At 71.0% G+C, this 21,153-nt stretch carries 19 protein-coding genes; 6 read left to right on the top strand and 13 right to left on the bottom strand.

Annotation, left to right across the window (positions count from 1 at the left end; translation table 11 throughout):
* Positions 1 to 57 precede the first annotated feature (57 nt).
* The 6 genes from WD341_RS05335 to WD341_RS05310 form a co-directional block, all read right to left on the bottom strand.
* Positions 58 to 1,050 carry an alpha-E domain-containing protein gene (locus tag WD341_RS05335; RefSeq protein WP_368424397.1) on the bottom strand — a complete coding sequence of 331 codons (993 nt, stop codon included), beginning with the start codon at positions 1,048 to 1,050 and terminating at the stop codon, positions 58 to 60.
* 4 nt (positions 1,051 to 1,054) lie between these two features.
* A complete protein-coding gene (locus WD341_RS05330; protein ID WP_368424396.1) occupies positions 1,055 to 2,509 on the bottom strand; it encodes a circularly permuted type 2 ATP-grasp protein in 1,455 nt (484 codons plus the stop codon).
* Between the two features lie 109 nt (positions 2,510 to 2,618).
* Positions 2,619 to 3,194, bottom strand: coding sequence for an RDD family protein (locus WD341_RS05325; RefSeq protein WP_368424395.1), 576 nt, complete (start codon positions 3,192 to 3,194; stop codon positions 2,619 to 2,621).
* A 39-nt stretch (positions 3,195 to 3,233) separates the two neighbouring features.
* Complete coding sequence (locus WD341_RS05320; protein WP_368424394.1) at positions 3,234 to 4,556, bottom strand: flagellar motor protein MotB; 1,323 nt, start codon at positions 4,554 to 4,556, stop codon at positions 3,234 to 3,236.
* Positions 4,557 to 4,710: 154 nt separating this feature from the next.
* Entirely contained in the window at positions 4,711 to 5,880 is a 1,170-nt protein-coding gene (locus tag WD341_RS05315) for a PLP-dependent aspartate aminotransferase family protein (protein WP_368424393.1), read from the bottom strand.
* A gap of 6 nt (positions 5,881 to 5,886) precedes the next feature.
* Positions 5,887 to 7,293: a pyridoxal-phosphate dependent enzyme gene (locus WD341_RS05310; protein ID WP_368424392.1), complete on the bottom strand. Its 1,407-nt coding sequence runs from the start codon at positions 7,291 to 7,293 to the stop codon at positions 5,887 to 5,889.
* A 209-nt stretch (positions 7,294 to 7,502) separates the two neighbouring features.
* Between WD341_RS05310 and WD341_RS05305 the strand changes: the two genes are divergently transcribed.
* A complete protein-coding gene (locus WD341_RS05305) occupies positions 7,503 to 7,838 on the top strand; it encodes a hypothetical protein (RefSeq protein WP_368424391.1) in 336 nt (111 codons plus the stop codon).
* Positions 7,839 to 7,850: 12 nt separating this feature from the next.
* A complete protein-coding gene (locus tag WD341_RS05300) occupies positions 7,851 to 8,294 on the top strand; it encodes a hypothetical protein (RefSeq protein ID WP_368424390.1) in 444 nt (147 codons plus the stop codon).
* Positions 8,295 to 8,341: 47 nt separating this feature from the next.
* Here WD341_RS05300 and WD341_RS05295 read toward each other — a convergent pair whose 3' ends face one another.
* The 4 genes from WD341_RS05295 to WD341_RS05280 are packed head-to-tail and all read right to left on the bottom strand — an operon-like array spanning position 8,342 to position 13,637.
* On the bottom strand, positions 8,342 to 8,998 hold the full coding sequence (locus WD341_RS05295) for a sarcosine oxidase subunit gamma (protein ID WP_368424389.1): 657 nt from the start codon (positions 8,996 to 8,998) through the stop codon (positions 8,342 to 8,344).
* Positions 8,991 to 12,038 carry a sarcosine oxidase subunit alpha family protein gene (locus WD341_RS05290; RefSeq protein WP_368424388.1) on the bottom strand — a complete coding sequence of 1,016 codons (3,048 nt, stop codon included), beginning with the start codon at positions 12,036 to 12,038 and terminating at the stop codon, positions 8,991 to 8,993. The genes WD341_RS05295 and WD341_RS05290 overlap by 8 nt, the downstream gene beginning before the upstream one ends.
* Before the next feature lie 26 nt (positions 12,039 to 12,064).
* Positions 12,065 to 12,358, bottom strand: coding sequence for a sarcosine oxidase subunit delta (locus tag WD341_RS05285; protein WP_368424387.1), 294 nt, complete (start codon positions 12,356 to 12,358; stop codon positions 12,065 to 12,067).
* A 25-nt stretch (positions 12,359 to 12,383) separates the two neighbouring features.
* Positions 12,384 to 13,637, bottom strand: coding sequence for a sarcosine oxidase subunit beta family protein (locus WD341_RS05280; RefSeq protein ID WP_368424386.1), 1,254 nt, complete (start codon positions 13,635 to 13,637; stop codon positions 12,384 to 12,386).
* Between the two features lie 257 nt (positions 13,638 to 13,894).
* Here WD341_RS05280 and WD341_RS05275 point away from each other — a divergent pair, with 257 nt between their 5' ends.
* Both WD341_RS05275 and WD341_RS05270 read left to right on the top strand, forming a co-directional pair.
* A complete protein-coding gene (locus tag WD341_RS05275) occupies positions 13,895 to 14,905 on the top strand; it encodes a GlxA family transcriptional regulator (protein WP_368424385.1) in 1,011 nt (336 codons plus the stop codon).
* A 3-nt stretch (positions 14,906 to 14,908) separates the two neighbouring features.
* Positions 14,909 to 15,697 (top strand): methyltransferase domain-containing protein, encoded by a 789-nt coding sequence (locus tag WD341_RS05270; protein WP_368424384.1) that lies wholly within the window; start codon positions 14,909 to 14,911, stop codon positions 15,695 to 15,697.
* A gap of 19 nt (positions 15,698 to 15,716) precedes the next feature.
* Here the strand turns inward: WD341_RS05270 and WD341_RS05265 are convergent, their stop codons facing one another.
* From WD341_RS05265 to WD341_RS05255, 3 genes are all read right to left on the bottom strand, one after another.
* Positions 15,717 to 16,277 carry an HD domain-containing protein gene (locus tag WD341_RS05265; protein ID WP_368424383.1) on the bottom strand — a complete coding sequence of 187 codons (561 nt, stop codon included), beginning with the start codon at positions 16,275 to 16,277 and terminating at the stop codon, positions 15,717 to 15,719.
* A 380-nt stretch (positions 16,278 to 16,657) separates the two neighbouring features.
* The gene (locus tag WD341_RS05260) at positions 16,658 to 18,745 is read right to left on the bottom strand and encodes an ASKHA domain-containing protein (RefSeq protein ID WP_368424382.1); all 2,088 of its coding nucleotides are present in this window, start codon (positions 18,743 to 18,745) and stop codon (positions 16,658 to 16,660) included.
* Between the two features lie 22 nt (positions 18,746 to 18,767).
* The gene (locus WD341_RS05255) at positions 18,768 to 19,682 is read right to left on the bottom strand and encodes a methyltetrahydrofolate cobalamin methyltransferase (protein ID WP_368424381.1); all 915 of its coding nucleotides are present in this window, start codon (positions 19,680 to 19,682) and stop codon (positions 18,768 to 18,770) included.
* Between the two features lie 250 nt (positions 19,683 to 19,932).
* Here WD341_RS05255 and WD341_RS05250 point away from each other — a divergent pair, with 250 nt between their 5' ends.
* Together WD341_RS05250 and WD341_RS05245 are read left to right on the top strand one after the other, a co-directional pair.
* Positions 19,933 to 20,670: an AzlC family ABC transporter permease gene (locus WD341_RS05250; protein WP_368424380.1), complete on the top strand. Its 738-nt coding sequence runs from the start codon at positions 19,933 to 19,935 to the stop codon at positions 20,668 to 20,670.
* Complete coding sequence (locus tag WD341_RS05245) at positions 20,660 to 21,007, top strand: AzlD family protein (RefSeq protein WP_368424379.1); 348 nt, start codon at positions 20,660 to 20,662, stop codon at positions 21,005 to 21,007. Before WD341_RS05250 ends, WD341_RS05245 begins: the two co-directional genes overlap by 11 nt.
* The last annotated feature ends 146 nt before the right edge of the window (positions 21,008 to 21,153 follow it).

The raw sequence follows: 21,153 nt of genomic DNA, 5'->3' as shown, positions 1-21,153 counted from the left end.
CCTGGCGCCCCTTCGCGCTCGCTCGGGCGGACCGGATCAACGGCACGCGCCCCGAGATCATCCCTGGCGCTGCGGGGCCGTCGCGGCTGGAGGCTCTGCGACCTGATAGCCGAAGAAGTCCCGGTCGATCAGCGCGCCGACCTCGAGCAACTGCAGCTGGATCCAGTCGAGGAACTCGTGCAGCCCCTGGGCGAGAACCCGCTCCACCGGCTCATTGTCGAGCACGGCGCGCACTTCGTCCAGCCGTTCCAGGGCCGCGCCGCCGCCTTTCAGGCCGTAGCGCGAGCGCAGCGCCGTCAGGCGGTGATTGACCTCGTCTGCGCAGGCCGAGACGGACCTCGGGAAGCGCAGGTTGAACAGCAGGAAGTCGGCGACCCGGCGCACCGTCATGCCGCTCGGATGGATGCGCCGGAAGGCATGGTAGCCGGCGGCAGAGCGCAGTACCGCGTTCCATTGGCTGAGGTCGAGCGGCGAGCCGACGTCGGCGATGCTGGGCAGCAGCGTGTGGTACTTGACGTCGAGCAGGCGCGTCGTCTGGTCTGCCCGCTCGAGGGCTTGGCCGATCTCGTAGAAGTACCAGCCTTCGTCCCGGTAGAAGGTGCCCTCGGTGATCCCGGTGTGGGTCTGGCAGCTCTCCTTGATCCAGGCCAGCGAGCGCGCCACGCGCTCCTCGGCGACGTCCTCGGGACGCAGGGCCCGCATCCGGTTGAAGAAGGTGTTCAGGTGGACCCACATCTCGGTCGAGATCAGCGGCCGCAGCGTGCGCGCGTTCTCGCGGGCGGCCCTGACCGAGGAGAGGATCGAGCCAGGGTGGCTGTCGTCCAGCAGGTAGAAGGACAGGACCGCCTCGGCCGTGGCTTCCGGGTGGCGCTCCTTGAAGGCCTCCTCGTCGGAGTAGAGCGCGATGATCGAGGCCCAGTTCTGGGCGCCCTGGCTGTCCCGGCTGAAGGTCTCGTTGACGTCCAGGACGCGGGCCATGTTCTCGGCCCGCTCGACGTAGCGAGCCAGCCAGTAGATCGCCTCGGCATAGCGTGACAGCAGGCTGGTCATCGGTTCAGCTCTCCAGCACCCATGTGTCCTTGGACCCGCCGCCCTGGCTCGAGTTGACGATCAGCGAGCCGCGCCGCAGCGCGACGCGCGTCAGGCCGCCCGGCAGCACCCAGGTCGAGCGGCCGGTGACCGCGAAGGGGCGCAGGTCGACGTGGCGCGGCTCGACGCCCCGGTCGGTCAGGGTCGGGCAGACCGACAGCCGGATCATCGGCTGGCTGATGTAGTTGGCCGGATCGGCGAGCAATTGGGCGCGGCAGAGCGCGAGCTCCTCGGCGCTGGCGTGCGGGCCGACGGTGATGCCGTAGCCGCCGGCCTCGCCGACCGGCTTGACGACCAGCTCGTCGAGGTGATCGAGGGTGTAGGCAAGGCCCTCGGCCTCGCGGCAGATGTGGGTCTCGACGTTGCGCAGAATCGGCTCCTCGCTGAGATAGAAGTCGATCAGCCGCGGCAGGTAGGCGTAGACCGCCTTGTCGTCGGCGACGCCGGTGCCGACGGCGTTCGCCAGCCCGACGTTGCCTTTCGCGTAAGCGCGCATCAGGCCCGTGGTGCCGAGCCTGGATTCCGGGTTGAAGACCTCGGGGTCCAGGAAGTCGTCGTTGATGCGCCGGTAGATCACGTCGACGCGCTTCAGCCCGTCGATCGTCTGCATGAAAACGCGGTCGCGGGAATCGACGATCAGGTCGCGCCCCTCGACCAGCGGCACGCCCATCTCGCGGGCGATGAAGATGTGCTCGAAATAGGCCGAGTTGTAGGTCCCGGGCGACAGCAGCACGACCTGCGGCTCCGGCACCTCCGGCGGCGCGAGCTCGATCAGCGCGTCGTGCAGCTTCTCGCCGTAGTTCGAGACGGGCTTGATGCCGACGCCGGCCATCAGGTCGGGGAAGGCGCGCTGCATCAGGTGGCGGTTCTCGACCACGTAGGACACGCCGGAGGGCGTGCGGGCGTTGTCCTCCAGCACCTGGAACCCGCCTTCGCCGTCGCGCACCAGGTCCGTGCCGTTGATGTGCACGTAGGTGCCGCAGGGCACGGCCAGGCCCTCCATCTCCTTGCGGTAGTTGGCGTTGCCCAGCACCAGCTCGGCCGGGACGATGCCCTCCTTGATGCACTTCTGCTCGTGGTAGAGGTCCCACAGGAAGGCGTTGAGCGCCGCGACGCGCTGCTTGACGCCCCGCTCGATGACGTCCCAGTCGGCGGCGGTCAGGATGCGCGGAATCACGTCGAAGGGCAGGATCCGGTCGATCGCGTCCTTCTGGCTGTAGACGGTGAAGGTGATGCCGAAGTTGTAGAGTTCGCGCTCGGCGTCGGCGGCACGCTGGCGTAGCCGCTCCAGGTCCATCGAGCCTAGGCGCTTGCGGACCTTCGACCCCGGCGCGGTCCGTTCGCTGGCGGCGAGCAGCTCGCAGAAGAAACCGCCGGAATCGTAGCTGGCGAAGAGATCGGCGTCGGCGGATCCGTCCATTCTCGCTCCTCTTGTGCAGCCTCCGGTGCTGCGTCGCGCTGGGCCAGACAGCATAAGGCAAGGCCCGGCCAACGCAAAACCGGCCGGCCCGAGGCCGAGGATCGAACGGCTAGCGGAGGGTCTTGCTGGCGAAGTGCGCGCTGCGCACGACGAGCATGCCGGACAGGAAGTCGTGCAGCGTCCGGCCGCGGTCGTTGAGCAGGGCGACGACCAGGACCAGGCCGGCCGTCGCCGGCACGCTGACCAGGAACAGGGCGGTCCGCACCGCCGCCTGGAACAGGGTCGGCCGGCCGCCGTCGGGGGCTCGGCACTCCAGGTCGAACAGCGCCATGCCGGGACTGGCTCCCCAATAGGCCAGGAACAGCGAATGATAGGCGAGCGGCAGCAGCGCGATCGCCACGAAGCCCACGGGCAGCAAAAGCCCGAAGGAGAGCAGCCCGAAGACGAAGACGACCAAGTAGGCCGCGACCGTCAGCAGGCCGAGGATCGCGAGATCGACGAGATAGGCGAAGACCCGGCGCGAGACGATGCCCTCGTAGAGCAGCCGGTCGTCGAACAGGAAGGAGACGAAGCCGCGGCCGAGATGCGGCAGCCTGAGGTCGGCCAGCAGGTCGTCGGTGCCGGCGCGCGGGCCGCCGTGCGGGCCGGCACGCGGGTTGTCGCGTGGTTGGTCGTGGAATGCCATGACCCGAAAATGGGGGTCGATCGGCCTGGCTGCAAGCGCCTAGCGCCGCGCGAGGTCGGTGCCGGCTGCGCCGGGCGCGACCGCTTCGCTGCGCGCCGGCAAGGGGGTTTCGCCGGCGGCCGGCCGGGCCGGCGCGTCGATCGACGGGAGGGCGAAAGGCAGGCCACCCGGACGGGCCTCTCCGGCCGCCGCCGGAGCGGCGCGCGCCGCTGAGGAGGCCGCCGCGTCCGAGGCCGCCGCGTCAGAGGCCGCCGGGTCCGAGGCCGCCGGGGCCGAGGTTGCCGGGTCGGGCGCCGCCGCGCGCGCCGCCCCGGCGCCCGCCGGCTGGTTCAGCAGGATGATCGAGATCCGGCGGTTCTGCGGGGCGGTGGGGTTGTCCGACACCAGAGGATCGGTCTCGGCCTTGCCGACGACGTCGGCGACGCGGCCCGGTGCCAGCCCGGCCTCGACCAGGGCGCGGCGGCTGGCCAGGGCGCGGTCGCTCGACAGCTCCCAGTTGGTATAGCCGCCGTCGCCGCGATAGGGCACTGCGTCGGTATGGCCCTTGATGGCGATGCGGTTCGGCAGTTTCGCCAGAGTCTGGCTGATCATCGAGAAGAGCCTGCGGGTCGTCTCGGCGGGCACGGCGCTGCCACGCTCGAACATCGAGGTGCCCTCCTGGTCGACGATCTGCAGGCGCATGCCCTCGGTGGTCCGGTCGACCAGCAGATTGTCCGCGAGACCGGCCAGCTCCGGCACCGACTGGATCGCCGCGCGCAGTTGCTCGACCGCCTCCTCGAACTCGGCTTCGGCCTGCCGCTCGGCGAGCCGGGCGAGCTCCGCCTGCGAGACCCCGGAAATGTCGGTCTGCTCCCCGTCCGGCCCGGCCCCGGCGTCCCGGCCGTCCGTCGCACCGCGCTCCCGTTCGCCGGGCGCGAGCTCGGCCAGGAGTCCCTCGTCGTCGACCGCCCGCTCGTCGCTGTCGGCATAGTCCTCGGAGGCCGGGGTTTCCTCGCCGTCGACCGGCTCGTCGGTCATCTCGCTGGTGCGCGAATCGTCGGCGGGCAGGGTCATGGTGACGCCGAAGGGGGTGCGGTTGCTGACCATCGCGCCGTCGACCGTGATCGTCTCGCCGCCGAGCAGGCCGCCGGAGCCGCTCTGGCTGTTGCGCGAGACGCTGACCGGGGAGAAGTAGTCGGCGATGCCCTGCTTCTGCTCCTCGGAGGCGGAGGCGAGCAGCCAGAGCAGCAGGAAAAAGGCCATCATGGCCGTGACGAAATCGGCGTAGGCGACCTTCCACGCGCCGCCATGGTGGGCATGGCCGCCGTGTCCCTTGCGCCGTTTCCGGATCAGGATCGGTTGCTTGCTGTCTTCGTCTGCCATTGCCGCCGTCGCCCGGGCGATTCCAGCCGGCACAGTGGCGGCTCGCGGTTAAGAAGAGGTTAGGTGGGCCGGGCCCGGCGGCTCCGCCTCGGCGCCCTCCGGCGGGTCGTGGGTGATCAGGCCGAGAATCTCGTCGGTCGCCCCGAGCCCAGCCTCAGGCCAGGGCGCGCTCCAGGTCGGCGATCAGGTCGTCGCCGTCCTCGACGCCGACCGACAGCCGCACCAGCCCGTCGGAGATGCCGAGCGCGGCGCGCTTGTCGGCCGGGATCGAGGCGTGGGTCATGATCGCCGGGTGCTCGATCAGGCTCTCGACGCCGCCCAGCGACTCGGCGAGCGAGAACAGCTCGACCCGCTCCAGGAAGCGCCGCGACGGCTCGAGCCCGCCCTTCAGCAGGGCCGTGACGATGCCGCCGCCGGCGCGCATCTGGCGCTGCGCCAGATCGTGCTGGGGGTGGCTGGCGAGCCCGGGGTAGACGACTCGCTCGACCTTCGGGTGGCGCTCCAGCCACTCGGCGACGGCCAGGGCGTTGGCGCAGTGGCGCTCGAGCCTCAGGTGCAGGGTCTTCAGGCCGCGCAGCGCCAGGAAGGCGTCGAAGGGCCCCTGGACCGCGCCGACCGCGTTGATCAGGAAGGTCAGCTGCTCGCGCAGCTCGGCGTTCTCGCCGACGACCAGGATGCCGCCGACCATGTCGGAGTGGCCGTTGAGGAACTTGGTCGCCGAATGCATGACCAGGTCGCAGCCCAGCTCGAGCGGGCGCTGCACCCAGGGGCTGGCGAAGGTGTTGTCGGCGCAGGTCCAGACGCCGCGCCGACGGCCGATCGCGGCGACCGCCTCGAGGTCGACCAGCTTGAGCATCGGGTTGGTCGGCGTCTCGATCCAGATCAGCCTCGTCTCGGGACGGATCGCCGCCTCCAGCGCCTCGGTGTCGGCGAGGTCGACGAAGCTGAAGTCGAGGCCGGCCGAGCGCCGGCGCACCCGCTCGAACAGGCGATAGGTGCCGCCGTAGACGTCGTCCATGGCGATGACGTGGCTGCCGGTCGGCAGGGCGTCGAGCAGGGTCGCCGTGGCCGCCAGGCCGCTGGCGAAGGCGTAGCCGGCGCTGCCGCCCTCGAGGTCGGCGATGCAGGCCTCGTAGGCCTGGCGCGTCGGGTTGTGGGTGCGGCTGTACTCGAAGCCCTTGTGCACGCCGGGGCTCGACTGAACGTAGGTCGAGCTGGCGTAGATCGGCGTCATGATCGCGCCGGTCGTGGGGTCCGGCTGCTGGCCGGCATGGATCGCCCGGGTGCCGAAGCCCGGCTGGTTGCGGCGACGGCTGTCTGGCATGGGCCCTTACTTCAGCTTGCGGCGGAGGTGGTTGAGCAGGTCGATCCGCGTGATCAGGCCTTCGAAGCGGCCGTCCTCCAGCACGATCGCGACGTGGTCGCGCGCGAAGATCGGCAGCAGGTCGTGGATCGCGGCGTCGGGCGCGACGGTCTCCAGGCGCTCGACCATGGCGGTCGAGACCGGGTCGTGGAAGCGGCTCTCGTCCTCGACGACGTGGAGCAGCAGGTCCGACTCGTCGAGCAGGCCGACGACCCGGCCCTCGGCGTCGATCACCGGCAGCTGCGAGATATCGTAGAGCTTCATCCGGCCGTAGGCCGCGAGCAGCGTGTCGTCCGGCGCCGTGGTGACGGTGGCCTGCTCGCCGTGCCGGCGGGCGATCAGGTCGCGCAGGTCGCCGCGCCGCGGCCGCTCGATGAAGCCCTGATCGATCATCCAGTAGTCGTTGTACATCTTCGAGAGGTACTTGTTGCCGCTGTCGCAGACGAAGGTCACGACCCGCTTGGTCTCGCTCTGCTCGCGGCAATAGCGCAGCGCCGCGGCCAGCAGGGTGCCGGTGGAGGAGCCGGCCAGGATGCCCTCCTTGCTGAGCAGCTCGCGCGCGGTCAGCAGCGCCTCGCGATCGGGGATCGTGTAGGCCTTGCGCACCCGCTCGAGGTCGGCGATCGGCGGCACGAAGTCCTCGCCGATGCCCTCGACGACCCAGGATCCGACCTCTGTGGCCGGCGTGCCGGTCTCGATCAGCTCGGCCAGCACCGAGCCCTCGGGATCGGCCAGCACCATCTCGACCTCGGGATCGACCGAGGCGAAATAGTGCGCCAGGCCGGTGATCGTGCCGGCCGAGCCGACGCCGCAGACCACGGCGTCCAGGCGATGCTCCATCTGCTCCCAGATCTCCGGACCGGTCGTCGTCTCGTGGGCCCAGGGGTTGGCCGGGTTGCCGAACTGGTTGACGAAGAAGGCGCCTTCCTCGCCGGCGATGCGCTCGGCGATGTCCTGGTAGTACTCGGGATGGCCCTTGCCGACGTCGGAGCGGGTCAGGCGCACCTCGGCGCCCAGCGCCTTGAGATGGAAGATCTTCTCCTGCGCCATCTTGTCGGGCACGACGATGATCAGGCGGTAGCCCTTGCGCGCGGCGACCAGCGCCAGGCCGAGGCCGGTGTTGCCGGCGGTCGCCTCGACGATCGTGCCGCCGGGCTTCAGGCTGCCGTCGCGCTCCGCCGCCTCGATCATGGACTTGCCGATGCGGTCCTTGATCGAGCCGCCCGGATTCTGGTTCTCCAGCTTGAGGTAGAGCTCGCAGGGGCCGGTATCGAGCCGCGCCACGCGGACCAGCGGGGTGCGGCCGATCATCTCCAGGGCGTCGGAATAGACGGGACCGGCATCGGTCGGGCCGGCGTGGGACTCGGGGGCCATGGGTGTCCTCGGTCGCGGCTGGGGAGGAAGGGCGGATCCCATTGGAAATAGGGCGTTCGACCATCCGCGCACAAGGCGGGCGACGGATCAAGGTGCTGTGACCGTTGAACCTCTGTCACCCGCCGTACCGGAGCCTTCCCGGGGCGGCGGGTGACCGGAAGCCCGCCGGGTCTCGTCACCGCCCGGTCGGCAGCAGGGAGGAAACTGTCATGCGATCCCCGATCATTTCCGGCGTCCTGGCCGCCGTGGCCGCCCCGCCCCTCTTCTTCGCCGTCGCGCCCGCCGAGGCCGGCGACTGGCGGCGCCATCACCAGAGTCGCTCGTCCGGCATCATTCTCGGGCCCGGCGTCGTGCTGCAGCTGGGGCCGACCTACCATGCCCCCGCGCCGCGCTATCGCCACGATCGGCGGGCCCACTGGCACGACCAGCAGCGCTGGCACGCGCCGCCCCGCTACCATGGCCGTCATCGTGGCTGGGAGCGCGGTCGCCACGATGAAGATCGTTACGGGCACAGGGACAGGTCCCACAAACGCCGGCACCGGTAGGAGAAAGTTTCGATGCGCCTAAAATTCTCGACCGCCGCCTTCTCGGCCCTGCTGGCGATCGGCCTTCTGATGCTGCTGGCGCCGGCCGCAGAGGCCGGTCACTGGAAGAAGCGTCACCACCACTGGGGGCCGGGCTGGCATCACGGCAACAGCTTCCACGGCTTCCATGGCCGGCAGGGGCGGCACCGCCACAGCGGCGTCGGCGCCTCGATCGTCTTCGGCTCGCCGCGCACGGTCTATGTCGAGCGGCCGCCGCGCGTGATCTACGTCGACCCGGCGCCGCGAGTCGTGCAGTCGCCGGGCTACCTTCACCCCGGCTATGCGCCGCCCTCGCCCAGCGAGGGCCGCTACTGCCGCGAAGTCAACAAGACGGTGCTGATCGACGGGCGCATGCAGAACGCCTATGGCAAGGCCTGCTACCAGCCCGACGGCTCCTGGGAGTGGGTCGACGACTGATCCGCTTCGGCGGGCGGTCCGCACCCAGGACCGCTCGCCGCTCCCCGCTACGGCGTGCCCGGAGCGGCGACGATCTCGACGCCGTACTCGCCGGCCGCGTCCTCCAGCCAGCGCCACGCGTAGTCGGCGAAGCTGCGGCGCACCGTCACTTCGAAGGCGGGCACCTCGAAGACCGGCGCCTCGCTTCCGGCGACCTCGAGCCGGTGGATCAGTACCTCGATCTTGCTGAGCAGCGACTGGGCGCAGCTTCCGGCCGGGAAGGCGCCGGGGTCGAGGTCCAGTGGGCAGCCCTTCTGCAGGGTATCCGCGGCCCGCGGGCCGGCGAGGCGGAGCGTGCAGTACTGCTGGCCGACCTCCACCGCCGAGGCGAAGGAGTCGTTCAGCGCCTCGAGCAGCCGCCGGCGCAGCGCCGGTCCGTCGGTGCCGCCGACGATGAGCCACTCGTCGGGGCCGAGGGTCAGCACGCTGAGGCCTCCCGCCGCGGCGACGCCGCCGACCCGCGCGGGCAGGGCGACGCCGAGTGCGCGCTCGACGCCGGCGGCGAAGGCCTCCTCCTCGCGCCGGCCGCGCAGGTTGACCGCCGCCCGGTAGGGCAGCTCGCTCATGGCGACGCCCGCCGCCTGGGCGGGCGCGTCGCCCGGGCGTGCGCGGGCCGCCAGGCCGAGATGGGCGAGGGCGGAGTGGTGCTCCAGGACCTCAGGCACGCTGGCGCTCTCCTTCCTTGTCGAAGAACAGGGGCTCGACCACCCTGCAGGGCACGGCGGTGCCGTCGCCGAGCGGGCAGAGGATCGTCTCGCCGAGCCGCTCGCGGCCGCGGCGGACCAGGGCCAGCGCGATCGAGTGTCCGCAGTTCGGGCTCCAGTAGCTCGAGGTGACGTGGCCGACCATCGGCACCGGCGTCTCCCGGCGCATCCTGTCGACCAGGGCGCCGCCCTCGGGCAGCACCACCTTCGGGTCCTCGGTCAGGAGCCCGACCAGCTGCGGCCGGTCGGGCTTGAGCATGTCGGAGCGCGACAGCGAGCGCCGGCCGATGAAGTCCTTCTGCTTGGAGACGATCCAGTCCATGCCGAGATCGAGCGGCGTCACCGAGCCGTCGGTCTCCTGGCCGACGATGATGAAGCCCTTCTCGGCGCGCAGCACGTGCATGGCCTCGGTGCCATAGGGCGTGATGCCGTAGGCCTCGCCGTGGCGCACCAGGGCCTGCCAGACCGAGAGCCCCTGGCCGGCCGGCACGTTGATCTCGTAGGACAGCTCGCCGGTGAAGGAGATCCGGAAGATCCGCGCCGGCACGCCGGCGACCCTGCCTTCCTGGAAGCTCATGTGCGGGAAGGTCTCGTTCGCCAGGTCGAGGTCGCAGACCTCCGACAGCAGGCGGCGCGCGTGCGGGCCCGACAGCGTCATGGTCGCGAACTGCTCGGTGACGGAGGTCAGGAACACCCGCAGGTCCGGCCACTCGGTCTGCAGCCACTCCTCCAGGTGCGCCAGGACGGCGGCGGCGTTGCCGCTGGTCGTGGTCATCAGGAAGCGCTGCTCGCCGAGCCGGCTGGTGACGCCGTCGTCCATCACCATGCCGTCCTCCTTGAGCATCAGCCCGTAGCGGCAGCGCCCGATCCCGAGCTTGCTCCAGGCGTTGGTGTAGACGCGGTTCAGCAGCTCGGCGGCGTCCGGGCCGACGATCTCGATCTTGCCCAGGGTCGTGGCGTCGAGGATGCCGACCGTCTCGCGCGTCGCCCTGACCTCGCGCTCGACCGCCCGGTGCGGGTCCTCGCCTTCCTGCGGGTAGTACCAGGCCCGGCGCCACTGGCCGACGTCCTCGAACAGCGCGCCGGCGCGCTCGTGCCAGGAGTGCATCGGCGTGGTCCGCACGGGGTCCAGCAGGTCCTCGATGTCACGCCCGGCGAAGGCGCCGAAGGAGACCGGGGTGTAGGGCGCGCGGAAGGTCGTGACGCCGACCTCGGGCAGTGGCCGGCCCAGGTGCTCGGCGACGATGCCGATGGCGTTGACGTTGCCGAGCTTGCCCTGGTCGGTGCCCATGCCGGTCGTGGTGTAGCGCTTCACGTGCTCGATCGAGCGGTAGCCCTCGCGCAGCGCCAGCAGGAGGTCGGCGGCCGTAACGTCGTTCTGCTGATCGACGAAGTGCTTGCCGCCCTGGCCGAGCGGCTTGTCGGAGGGCACGCAGTAGAGCCGGCGCATCGGCAGGAAGTCATGGTCCTCCGCCTGGAGCCGGCTACGCGGCGCCGGCGCCTGGAAGCCCAGCGCCTCGGCCGCCGCCCGCCCGGCCGACTCGCCCCCGGACAGGCAGGAGGCGAGGCCGAAGGCGCCGGCCGCCGAGCCGGTCACCGCCTGGCCCTTCTGCATCGAGGCATCGGGCAGGAAGCAGGCGTGGGCATCGTCCCAGGCGATCGAGCCCTTGGCCTGGCAGTGCAGGTGGACGCTCGGGCTCCAGCCGGCCGCGCTGACCAGCAGGTCGCAGGGGATCTCCTCGCCGCCGCCGGCGACGCGCGTGCCGTCGGGGTCGAGGCGCGCGGCGCGCAGCTTGGCGATGCGCTTGTCGCCCTGGGTGCCGATCACCGCGTGGCCGCTCAGGATGCGCAGGCCGGCGGACTTGGCCTGCTCGCTCAGCGGGCCCTCCGCGGCCTCGCGCAGGTCGACGACCGCCGCGACCTCGGCGCCGGCGGCCCGCAGGTCGAGCGCGGTCGCGTAGCCCGAATCGTTGCCGGTGAAGACGACCGCCCGCTCGCCCGGCTTGACGGCCCAGCGGTTGAGGTAGCTGCGCGCCGCCGAGGCCAGCATGATGCCCGGCCGGTCGTTGTCGCTGAACACCAGCGGCCGCTCGATCGCGCCGGTCGCGAAGATCGCCTGGCGGGTGCGCAGCTTCCACAGGCGGTGGCGCGGCAGGCCCCCCGGCCGCTCGGCCGGCGCCAGGTGGTCCGTAACCCGCTCGTGCAGCGCGAAGAAGTTGTGGTCGTAAGCTGCGAAGCAGATCGTCCGGGTCAGGATCCGGACGCGCTCGTGGCCGCGCAGCTCGGCCTCGGCCTCGGCGACCCACTCCAGCGCCTGCCGGCCGTCGATCGTTACGCCGCGGTCCGACAGCAGGTCGCCGCCGAGCTCGAAGTCCTGCTCGGCGACGACGACCCGGGCGCCGGCGCGCGCCGCCGCCAGGGCCGCGGACAGGCCGGCCGGGCCGGCGCCGACGACCAGTAGGTCGCAGTGGGCGAAGGTCTTGTCGTAGCGGTCGGGGTCCGGCTTCGAGGGTGCGACGCCCAGGCCGGCGGCCTGACGGATCGCCTTCTCGTAGGTCTTCCAGGCCGAGGCCGGCCACATGAAGGTCTTGTAGTAGAAGCCGGCCGGCAGGAAGCGCGACAGCAGGTTGTTCACGCCGCCGACGTCGAACTCCAGGCTCGGCCAGCGGTTCTGCGAGGCGACCGCGAGGCCGTCGAACAGCTCGAGCTGGGTCGCCCTGACGTTGGGATCGGTGCGCGGGTCGCGGCCGACCTGGACCAGGGCATTCGGCTCCTCGGCGCCGGCGGTCAGGATGCCGCGCGGCCGGTGGTACTTGAAGGAGCGGCCGACCAGGTGGACGCCGTTGGCGAGCAGGGCCGAGGCCAGGGTGTCGCCCGGGTGGCCGGTCAGCTGCCGGTCGTCGAAGCGGAAGCTCAGCGTGCGCGAGCGGTCGAGGCGGCCGCCGCCGGTCAGGCGGAACGGCTGTCTGTCGGGGGACGCGGCCGGCGAGGGCGAGGCCATGATCGGTTCCTGGTCGGTGAAGGGGGTCAGAGCGCGCGCAGCGGCGCCAGCGCGGGCGGCTCGCCGCCCATCGGATAGACCGCCAGGATCTCGTAGGTGACGGTGTCGCGCGCGACGTTGAACCAGCGCCGGCAGCCGTGGCTGTGTACCCAGCGTTCCAGAAGCAGGCCCTTGGTGTTGTCGCGCAGAAACAGGTAGTCGGCCCATTCGGCGTCGCTCAGGGCGTCGGGCTCCCTCGGCCGCTCGATGTGCGCCTCGTTGCCGTAGGAGAACTCGAGCTCGGCGCGCGGGCCGCAGTGGGGACAGTCGATCAGCAGCATGGGCCTGGCCTTCGAAAAGGAATGACTAGTGGGCGACCGCGGCGGCGCCGTGCTCGTCGATCAGGTAGCCGGAGGTGAAGCGCTCGAGGGCGAAGGGCGCGGCGATCGGGTGCGGCTCGTCGTTGGCGACCGTCGCCGCGAAGACCCAGCCCGAGCCGGGCGTCGCCTTGAAGCCGCCGGTGCCCCAGCCGCAGTTGAAGTAGAGGCCCTGGACCGGCGTCTTGGAGATGATCGGGCTGGCATCGGGGCAGGTGTCGACGATGCCGCCCCATTGGCGCAGCATGCGCATCCGCCGGAAGATCGGGAACAGCTCGCAGATCGCCGCCAGCGTCTCCTCGGTGACCGGCAGGGAGCCGCGCTGGCCGTAGCCGATGTACTTGTCGACGCCGGCGCCGATCACGAGCTCGCCCTTGTCCGACTGGCTGACGTAGGCGTGCACCGCGTTGGACATGACGACGCAGTCGATGACCGGCTTGACCGGCTCCGAGACCAGGGCCTGCAGCGGCAGCGAGTGGACCGGCAGGCGGAAGCCGGCGAGGTCGGCCATGACGCTGGAATGGCCGGCGGTGACCACGGCGACCTTCTTGGCCTCGATGAAGCCCTTGCCGGTCTCGACGCCTTGGATGCGACCCTCGGCGATGCGGAAGCCGGTGACCGGGCAGTTCTGGATGATGTCGACGCCGCGCGCGTCGGCGGCGCGGGCGTAGCCCCAGGCGACGGCGTCGTGGCGCGCGGTGCCGGCGCGGCGCTGCAGCGAGGCCCCGAGCACCGGGTAGCGGCCGTTCCTGCGCAGGTCGATCGGCGGGCAGAACGCCTTGACGCCCTCGGCGTCGAGGAACTCAGAATCGATGCCGTTGAGGCGGTTCGAGTGGATGCGCCGCTGCAGCTCGCGCAGGTCGTGCTGGTTGTGCGCCAGGTTCAGCACGCCGCGCTGCGAGAACATGACGTTGTAGTTGAGGTCCTGGCTCAGACCCTCCCACAGCTTGAGGGCGTGCTCGTAGAGCGCCGCGGACTCGTCCCACAGGTAGTTCGAGCGCACGATCGTCGTGTTGCGTCCGGTGTTGCCGCCGCCCAGCCAGCCGCGCTCGATCACCGCGACGTTGGTGATGCCGTGCTCCTTGGCCAGATAGTAGGCGGTCGCCAGGCCGTGGCCGCCGCCGCCGACCACGACGACGTCGTAGGAGGCCTTCGGCTCCGGCGAGCGCCAGGCCTCGGGCCAGCTCTCGTGATAGCCGAGGGCGTTGCGGGCGAGGGAGAAGAAGGAGTAGCGCGCCTGCATCGAGGGCCACCGGTGCTTCGGGTTGAGCGATCGGCGGAGGTGCCGGCCGGGTCGCGCTCAGGCCAGATTCGGAAGCGCCCTCCGAGGCCTCGCGCAGGGCCGTATCAGCACAGGTCGAGGCCTACAAGGGCTCTTCCGCCGACGCCCAGAAGTTTTCATTTCGCGACACAGGCGCCTGTGCCAGAGTGCCGGCACCTTGGGCTGATTGTCGGCAGGGTCTCGATCGGTACGCCATGTTAGGAAAGCCACCGCGCGAATTGCCTCAGGCAATCGGCTTCGTCCTCTTGCCCCGCTATTCCATGATCGCCTTCGTGTCGGCCGTCGAGGCGATGCGCCAAGCCAACCGCCTCGCCGGCAAGCAGCTCTACAGTTGGCCGCTGTTCTCGCTGGACGGCCAGCCGGTGACCGCTTCCAACGGCATCGAGATATCGGTCAGCGGCGACCTGGAGTCGGCCGCCAGGCTGGGCACCGTCGCGCTGGTCGCCGGCATCGACGTGCAGAAGCTCGACGACCGCCGGCTGACCGCCTGGCTGCGCCGGATGGACCGCCAGGGCGCCGATATCGGCGCGATCTGCACGGCGCCCTACCTCCTGGCCAAGGCCGGCATGCTGGACGGCTACAACTGCACGATCCACTGGGAGAACCTGGCCGGCTTCCTGGAGGAGTATCCCGACCTCGAGGTCACCAACGAGCTCTTCGAGATCGACCGCAATCGCTTCACCTGTGCCGGCGGCACCGCCTCGCTCGACCTGATGCTCAACGTCATCGCCGGCCAACACGGTCACGAGCTGGCGGCACAGGTCGCCGACCAGTTCATGCACGAGCGGATCCGCGACCAGCACGACCACCAGCGCATGAGCCTGCCGGCCCGCCTCGGCGTGCGCCACCCGAAGCTGCTCTCGGTCATCGACAAGATGGAGAAGGCGCTGGAGGAGCCGCTGCCGCGCAGCCGCCTGGCACGCGAGGCCGGGCTCTCGACCCGCCAGCTCGAGCGGCTGTTCCGCAAGTACCTGCACCGCTCGCCGGCCCGCTACTACCTCGAGCTCCGGCTCAACCGGGCGCGCCTGCTGCTGCTCCAGACCAACATGTCGGTGATCGACGTGGCGCTCGCCTGCGGTTTCGTCTCGGCCTCACACTTCTCGAAGTGCTACCGCGACTTCTTCGGCCGCACGCCGCGCAAGGAGCGGGGCCTGCCGAATGCGCCGGGCGGCGAGGAGGAGGAGGCCCCTCCCGAGGCCGTGCCCCTCCACGCGGGCGTCATGAGCTGAGGCATGGGCGGCACCTCGGAACCGGAATACGAGTACGGCGACGACCTGGTCGAGTCCCTGGAGATCCTCTGGGGCGAGGGCTTCCTGTCGCCGGGCGGGCCCGAGGAGGTCGCGCGCCTGCTCGAAGGCACGGATCTCCGCGGCCTGAGGGTGCTCGACATCGGCTGCGGCGTCGGCGGCGTCGACCTGCTGCTGGCGCGCGACTACGGCGCGGCCTCGGTCGTCGGCATCGACATCGAGCCGCCGCTGGTCGAGAAGGCGGAAGGTCTGGCCGCCAGGCACGGCCTCGGCGACCGCATCGCCTTCCGGACCGTGGAGCCGGGGCCGCTGCCCTTTCCCGAGGCCGCCTTCGATGCCGTCTTCAGCAAGGACTCGCTGATCCACATCGAGGACAAGGACGCGCTCTTCGCCGAGGTCTTCCGGGTCTGCCGGCCGGGCGGGCTCTTCGTCGCCAGCGATTGGCTGCGTGGCGGCGACGGGCCGCTCTCGCCGGAGATGGCGCGCTACGTCGAGTCCGAGGGGCTGAGCTTCGGCATGGCCTCGCCGGAGCGCTATCGCGCGGCGCTCGAGCGTGCCGGCTTCCTCGAGATCGAGCTGGCCGACCGCAATCCCTGGTACCGCGAGGTCGCGCGCCGCGAGCTGGCCGCCCTGGAAGGCGAGCTCGGCGAGCGCATGGCCGCCACGGTCGGCCCGGCGATGCGCGACAAGAACCTGGCGATCTGGCGCAACATGCTGGTCGTGCTCGACAGCGGCGAGCACCGCCCGACCCACATCAAGGCCAGGCGGCCGTGAGGCTTCCCGGCCGCGTCGCCTAGACCTGTCGCCAGGGCGTCTTTGCGAAGACCCGCTCGACGATCGGCAGGAAGGTCTCCAGCGGCTCGTCGGCGTAGTCCGGGTCGAAGCAGTTCTGGTCGTAGAGCGCGCAGAACTCGGCGCAGTCGTCGAACCAGGGGTGGTCGCGGTAGCGTTCGCGCTCGTCGCGGTCCTGGCCGTAGTGGTGGAAGTAATAGTAGCCCTGGAACAGGCCGTGGTGCCGGACGATCCACAGGACCCGGTCGCTGACGTAGGGGCGCAGCACGGCCGCGGCGAAGTCGGAATGGTTCTCCGGAGCGATCACGTCGCCGATGTCGTGGAGCAGCGCCATGACGACGTAGTCGTCTTCGCGGCCGTCGGCCAGGGCGCGCGTCGCCGACTGCAGCGAGTGGCGATAGCGGTCGATCTGGTAACCGAGGCGGGGGCCGCGCATGCGCTCCAGCAGGCCGAGCGCCTCGCCGCCGATGCGGCCCTGGTTGTGCTCCTTCTCGAGGCGCGCCAGCAGGGCGTATTCCTCCGCCGTGCCGTCCTCCATGCGCGTGAAGCTGACGATATCCATTTGATCTCCTGAGTTGGCAGTCGGCTTGGACTCTAGCGCCGGGGCGGGGGCGGAATCCAGGGGGCGCTGCCGCCACGATGGCGCTCGGCTTTCGCAAGCCCCCTTCCTTCAGTTGTGTCCAGTATCTTCTGCGAATAGCAATCACGGCCGTTGGATGTTTGGCGGGGCGGGCGCGGGCCTCTCCGGGCGCTTCATGGTGAGCCTGTCGAACCAGGGAGCGCACCTTGCGCTGGCGGTGAGGCTGGGCGAACCGGCAGTGGCGCAGGCGGTGCGCTGGCATGGTTCGACAAGCTCACCATGAAGCGAGGACGGGCTGGCGCGGGGCCTCTACGGGCACTCGTGGTGAGCCTGTCGAAGGGAGGGGGCGCCGGCGACCGCCTTCAGCCGCGCCGGCGCCGGCGCCGGCCGCCGTCCTCGCCGTCGCCGGGCGGTGCCGGCAGGCGCGGGGCGGGCAGGGCGACGGCCTTGGCGAGCTCGGGGAAGGCCGCCGACTTGTGGGGCAGGGCCATGGCCTCGACGAAGTGCTCCTGGAACCTCGGCTCGACGGCGGTCTCGACCTTCTCGACGCGCTTGACGATCTGCTGGATCTCGTCACGCGCCTTCTGGTTGAGCAGCGCGATGCGTGCGCCGGTTCCGGCGGCGTTGCCGGCGGCCGAGACGTTGGCCAGGTCGCAATCCGGGATCATGCCCAGGATCATCGCGTACTTGGGCTCGATGTGGCTGCCGAAGGCCCCGGCCAGCTGGATGCGGTCGACCTTCTCGATACCGAAGCGGTCCATCAGCAGGCGCGTGCCGGCATAGAGCGCGGCCTTGCCGAGCTGGATCGCGCGCACGTCGTTCTGGGTCACCGTGATGCGCGGGTCGTCGGGATCGGCCGGCTCGTGGAGCAGGTAGCGGAAGGTCCGGCCGTCGCCCTCGACGCGCGGATTCCTGGCTGCCGCCGCGCCGTCGATGGTGCCGTCGGTCAGGATGACGCCGGCCAGGAACAGCTCGGCCAGCACCTCGATGATGCCGGAGCCGCAGATGCCGGTGACGCCGATCTTGCGGATCTCCCCGGCGAAGCCGGGCTCGTCGTTCCACAGGTCGGAGCCGATCACCTTGAAGCGCGGCTCCAGGGTCTGCGGGTCGATGCGCACGCGCTCGATGGCGCCCGGCGCGGCGCGCTGGCCGGATGAGATCTGCGCGCCTTCGAAGGCCGGGCCGGTCGGCGAGGAGCAGGCCAGCAGCCGGTGCCGGTTGCCGAGCACGATCTCGGCGTTGGTGCCGACGTCGACGACCAGGCTGATCTCCTCGCGCAGGTGCGGCTGCTCCGACAGGATCACGCCCGCCGTATCGGCGCCGACGTGGCCGGCGATGCAGGGCAGCACGTAGACCCGCGCGTCGGACTCCAGCTCCAGGCCGAGCTCGCTGGCCCAGATCGTCATGCCCGAGCTCATCGACAGCGCGAAGGGCGCGCCGCCCAGCTCGGTCGGATCGATGCCGAGCAGCAGGTGGTGCATGATCGGGTTGCCCACGACCACCGCGTTGAGGATGTCGACGACCTCGATGCCGGCCTCGTTGGCGACCGTGTGGAACAGCTCGTTGAGCCCGGCGCGCACCGCCTCGGTCAGCTCGACCTCGCCGCCGGGGTTCATCATGACGTAGCTGACCCGGCTCATCAGGTCCTCGCCGAAGCGGATCTGCGGATTCATCAGGCCGCCCGAAGCCACCACCTCGCCGGTCGAGAGGTCGCAGAGGTGCGCGGCGATGGTCGTCGAGCCGACGTCGACGGCGACGCCGTAGACCTTGTCGCGGAAGCCCGGGTAGACGTGGGTCAGGACCTGGCCGCGGTGGATCGCGACGGTGACCTTCCAGTTGCCGGCGCGCAGGGTCTTCTGCAGGTTCTGGACGACGCGCAGGTCCCAGTCGAGGCCCTTGAGCTCCCACTGCCGCTCGAGCGCCTGGAGCAGCCGCTCCAGGTCGCCGCTCGGCTTGTGCATGTCGGGCTCCTCGACCTCGACGTAGTGCAGGCGGATCGCCGGGTCGAGCTCGATGTTGCGCACTTCGGCGCGCTTGCGCACGACCTGCTTGTGGACCTGGCTGTCGGCCGGGACGTCGATCACCGCGTCGGCCAGTAGCTGCGCCTGGCAGGACAGCCTGCGCCCCGGCTTCATGCCCTTCTTCGATTGGTAGCGGGCCTCGACCTCGTTCCAGGCGGTGACGTGGTCCTGGGCGCTGCGGATGCCGTGCTTGGCGAACTCGCCCTGGCCGACGACGACCTGGCAGCGCCCGCAAATGCCGCGCCCGCCGCACACGGTGTCGACGTCGACGCCGAGCGCGCGTGCCGCCTTGAGCAGCGGCGTGCCGACCGCGAAGCGGCCGCGCTTGCCCGAGGGCGTGAAGACGACCAGGGCCTCGCCGGGCCCCTTGGCCGGCGCGTCCGCCGGGCCGTCGCTCAGGGGAAGGCCGGAGGCCTTGCCGGTGTCCATCGCGTCGGGGGGCGAGGGCGCGTCAGACCGCGCGGCGCCGGCGGCGCTCGCTGCGGCTGTCGCGTGCCGCCTGCTCGGCGCTGCCTTCCGGCGCCGGCTCGCGGAACCGGCGGATCCAGCGGCCGCAGTTGGCGTCGACGCCGTTCAGCACGTTGGCGGCCATAACACCCGCCATCTCCTCCTCGTGCAGCGGGTTGAGGATCGCCGAGGTCATGCCGGCGCCGGCGGCCATGGCCAGGAAGGCCTGGTTGAGGGCGTGGCGGTTGGGCAGGCCGAAGGAGATGTTGGAGGCGCCGCAGGTCGTGTTGACGCCGAGCTCCTCGCGCAGGCGCCGGACCAGGGCGAAGACCTGGCGGCCCGCCGTGCCCATGGCGCCGATCGGCATGACCAGCGGGTCGACGACGATGTCCTCCTTGGGAATGCCGTGGTCGTGGGCGCGCTCGACGATCTTGCGCGCGACCTCGAAGCGGACGTCGGGGTCCTCGGAGATGCCGGTCTCGTCGTTGGAGATGGCGACGACGGCGGCGCCGTACTTCTTGATCAGCGGCAGCACCGCCTCCAGGCGCTCCTCCTCGCCGGTCACGGAGTTGACCAGGGCCTTGCCCTGGTAGACCGAAAGCCCGCGCTCCAGGGCCTCGACGATCGAGGAGTCGATCGACAGCGGCACGTCGACCAGCGACTGCACCAGCTTGATCGACTCGGCCAGGATCGCCGGCTCGTCGGCCAGGGGGATGCCGGCGTTGACGTCGAGCATCGCCGCGCCGGCGGCGACCTGGGCCAGGGCGTCGCGCTCGACCGTCGAGAAGTCGCCGGCGGCCATCTCGGCGGCGAGCTTCTTGCGGCCGGTCGGGTTGATGCGCTCGCCGATGACGCAGAAGGGCTGGTCGAAGCCGATGATCACGGTCTTCTTGTGGGAGGAAACGACGGTGCGCGTCATGGGCGGGCTCCTGGATGCCGGCTTGCCGGCAGGGCGAAGGGCGGTGCTTGCTGCGGCGCAGTTTGTCCGAGCCCCGGCGCGGCACTTGCGATGGTGCGACAGGTAAGCGCCGAATCGCGCAAAGCTCGCCGCTCCTGCCGGTTCGCCGGCCTCCGGGCGGGCTGCACTCCGGATCTTGCCCCGGCGAGCGCATGGCAGCCGGGCGCCGCCGGCCGTTGACGCTATAGGGCAGCAGGGCTTCCCTATCCAGATGACCGAGAGGCCGAGCACCCTCCAGGAGCCACAAGGACCCCTCTCCGCCGCGGCCGTGTCCTTCACCTGGCGCGGCGCCCTGCTGGGCGCGCGCGACGCGCTGCCCTACGCGCCCTCGGCCTTCGTCTTCGGCATCGTCTTCGGCCTTGCCGCCCGCGACGTCGGGCTCAGCCTCGCCGAGGCCCTGCTGATGAGCGCGGTCGTCTTCGCCGGCTCGGCGCAGCTGCTGGCGCTCTCGATCTGGAGCACGCCGCCGGCGGTGCTGGCCCTGGTCTTCGCGACGCTGGCGATCAACTCGCGCTTCCTGCTGATGGGCGCGACCCTGCGGCCCTGGTTCCGGCACCTGCCGAAGCGGGTGGCCTATCCGCTGCTCTATCTCCTGGTCGACGCCGGCTGGCTGCTGGCGCTGCGCGCCCGCGACCGGGGCAGCAACGACGCCGCGCACCTGCTCGGCAGCGGCCTGGTCTTCTACGTCGGCTGGGTCGCGGCGACCGGCCTCGGCTGGTCGGGCGCCTCCTTCCTCGGCGATCCCGCCGACTTCGGCCTCGATTTCATCCTCATCGCCTTCTTCGCCGCGATCCTGGCCGCGACCTGGCAGGGCCGCGAGGACCTCTGGTCCTGGGGCACGGCGGCGGCGGTCTCGCTGCTCGGCGCCTGGCTGCTGCCGGGCGCCTGGTATGTTCTGCTCGGCGGCCTGGCCGGCAGCCTGGTCGGAGCCTTCCGACATGGCCGCTGAGGGCTTCTTCGCCGATTGGGGCGCCGGGGAGCTGGCGGTGCAGCCGATCAACCTGGCGGCGATCCTGGCCATGGGCCTGGCGACCTACGTCACGCGCGCCGGCGGTTTCCTGCTGATGCGCTGGGTGCCCCAGGGCGGGCGGGTCGAGGCTTGGCTAAAGGCCGTGCCCGGCGCCGTGCTGATGGCGATCGTCGCGCCCGCCCTGCTGACCCACGGCCTCGCCGGGGCCCTGGCGATCGGCGCGACCCTGCTGGTCATGCGCACGACCCGCCAGGATCTGCTGGCCGTCGGTGCCGGTGTCCTGACGGTGGCGTTGGCGCGGCAACTGGGGCTGTAGGGAGCAGGGCGAGGCGGATCCGCGCCGTCCGGCGCTTTTCCTTGCCGTCCCCGCTCTCTCTTTCCGTCGTCCCGGCTCACCCCTTTCCGTCATCCCCGCTTGCGCGCACTGCTGTCCGGGATTTTTTCTGAGGGGAGTAGTGCACG

The organism is Tistlia sp., assembly GCF_040905785.1.
Lineage (GTDB): Bacteria > Pseudomonadota > Alphaproteobacteria > Kiloniellales > DSM-21159 > Tistlia.
This window is presented reverse-complemented; position numbering and strand designations above follow the sequence as displayed.

Excerpts from the sequence above, each read along its gene's own strand:
- WD341_RS05335 (WP_368424397.1), bottom strand. The coding sequence starts at position 1,050 with ATGACCAGCCTGCTGTCACGCTATGCCGAGGCGATCTACTGGCTGGCT.
- WD341_RS05330 (WP_368424396.1), bottom strand. The coding sequence starts at position 2,509 with ATGGACGGATCCGCCGACGCCGATCTCTTCGCCAGCTACGATTCCGGC.
- WD341_RS05325 (WP_368424395.1), bottom strand. The coding sequence starts at position 3,194 with ATGGCATTCCACGACCAACCACGCGACAACCCGCGTGCCGGCCCGCAC.
- WD341_RS05320 (WP_368424394.1), bottom strand. The coding sequence starts at position 4,556 with ATGGCAGACGAAGACAGCAAGCAACCGATCCTGATCCGGAAACGGCGC.
- WD341_RS05315 (WP_368424393.1), bottom strand. The coding sequence starts at position 5,880 with ATGCCAGACAGCCGTCGCCGCAACCAGCCGGGCTTCGGCACCCGGGCG.
- WD341_RS05310 (WP_368424392.1), bottom strand. The coding sequence starts at position 7,293 with ATGGCCCCCGAGTCCCACGCCGGCCCGACCGATGCCGGTCCCGTCTAT.
- WD341_RS05305 (WP_368424391.1), top strand. The coding sequence starts at position 7,503 with ATGCGATCCCCGATCATTTCCGGCGTCCTGGCCGCCGTGGCCGCCCCG.
- WD341_RS05300 (WP_368424390.1), top strand. The coding sequence starts at position 7,851 with ATGCGCCTAAAATTCTCGACCGCCGCCTTCTCGGCCCTGCTGGCGATC.
- WD341_RS05290 (WP_368424388.1), bottom strand. The coding sequence starts at position 12,038 with ATGGCCTCGCCCTCGCCGGCCGCGTCCCCCGACAGACAGCCGTTCCGC.
- WD341_RS05285 (WP_368424387.1), bottom strand. The coding sequence starts at position 12,358 with ATGCTGCTGATCGACTGTCCCCACTGCGGCCCGCGCGCCGAGCTCGAG.
- WD341_RS05280 (WP_368424386.1), bottom strand. The coding sequence starts at position 13,637 with ATGCAGGCGCGCTACTCCTTCTTCTCCCTCGCCCGCAACGCCCTCGGC.
- WD341_RS05270 (WP_368424384.1), top strand. The coding sequence starts at position 14,909 with ATGGGCGGCACCTCGGAACCGGAATACGAGTACGGCGACGACCTGGTC.
- WD341_RS05265 (WP_368424383.1), bottom strand. The coding sequence starts at position 16,277 with ATGGATATCGTCAGCTTCACGCGCATGGAGGACGGCACGGCGGAGGAA.
- WD341_RS05260 (WP_368424382.1), bottom strand. The coding sequence starts at position 18,745 with ATGGACACCGGCAAGGCCTCCGGCCTTCCCCTGAGCGACGGCCCGGCG.
- WD341_RS05255 (WP_368424381.1), bottom strand. The coding sequence starts at position 19,682 with ATGACGCGCACCGTCGTTTCCTCCCACAAGAAGACCGTGATCATCGGC.
- WD341_RS05250 (WP_368424380.1), top strand. The coding sequence starts at position 19,933 with ATGACCGAGAGGCCGAGCACCCTCCAGGAGCCACAAGGACCCCTCTCC.
- WD341_RS05245 (WP_368424379.1), top strand. The coding sequence starts at position 20,660 with ATGGCCGCTGAGGGCTTCTTCGCCGATTGGGGCGCCGGGGAGCTGGCG.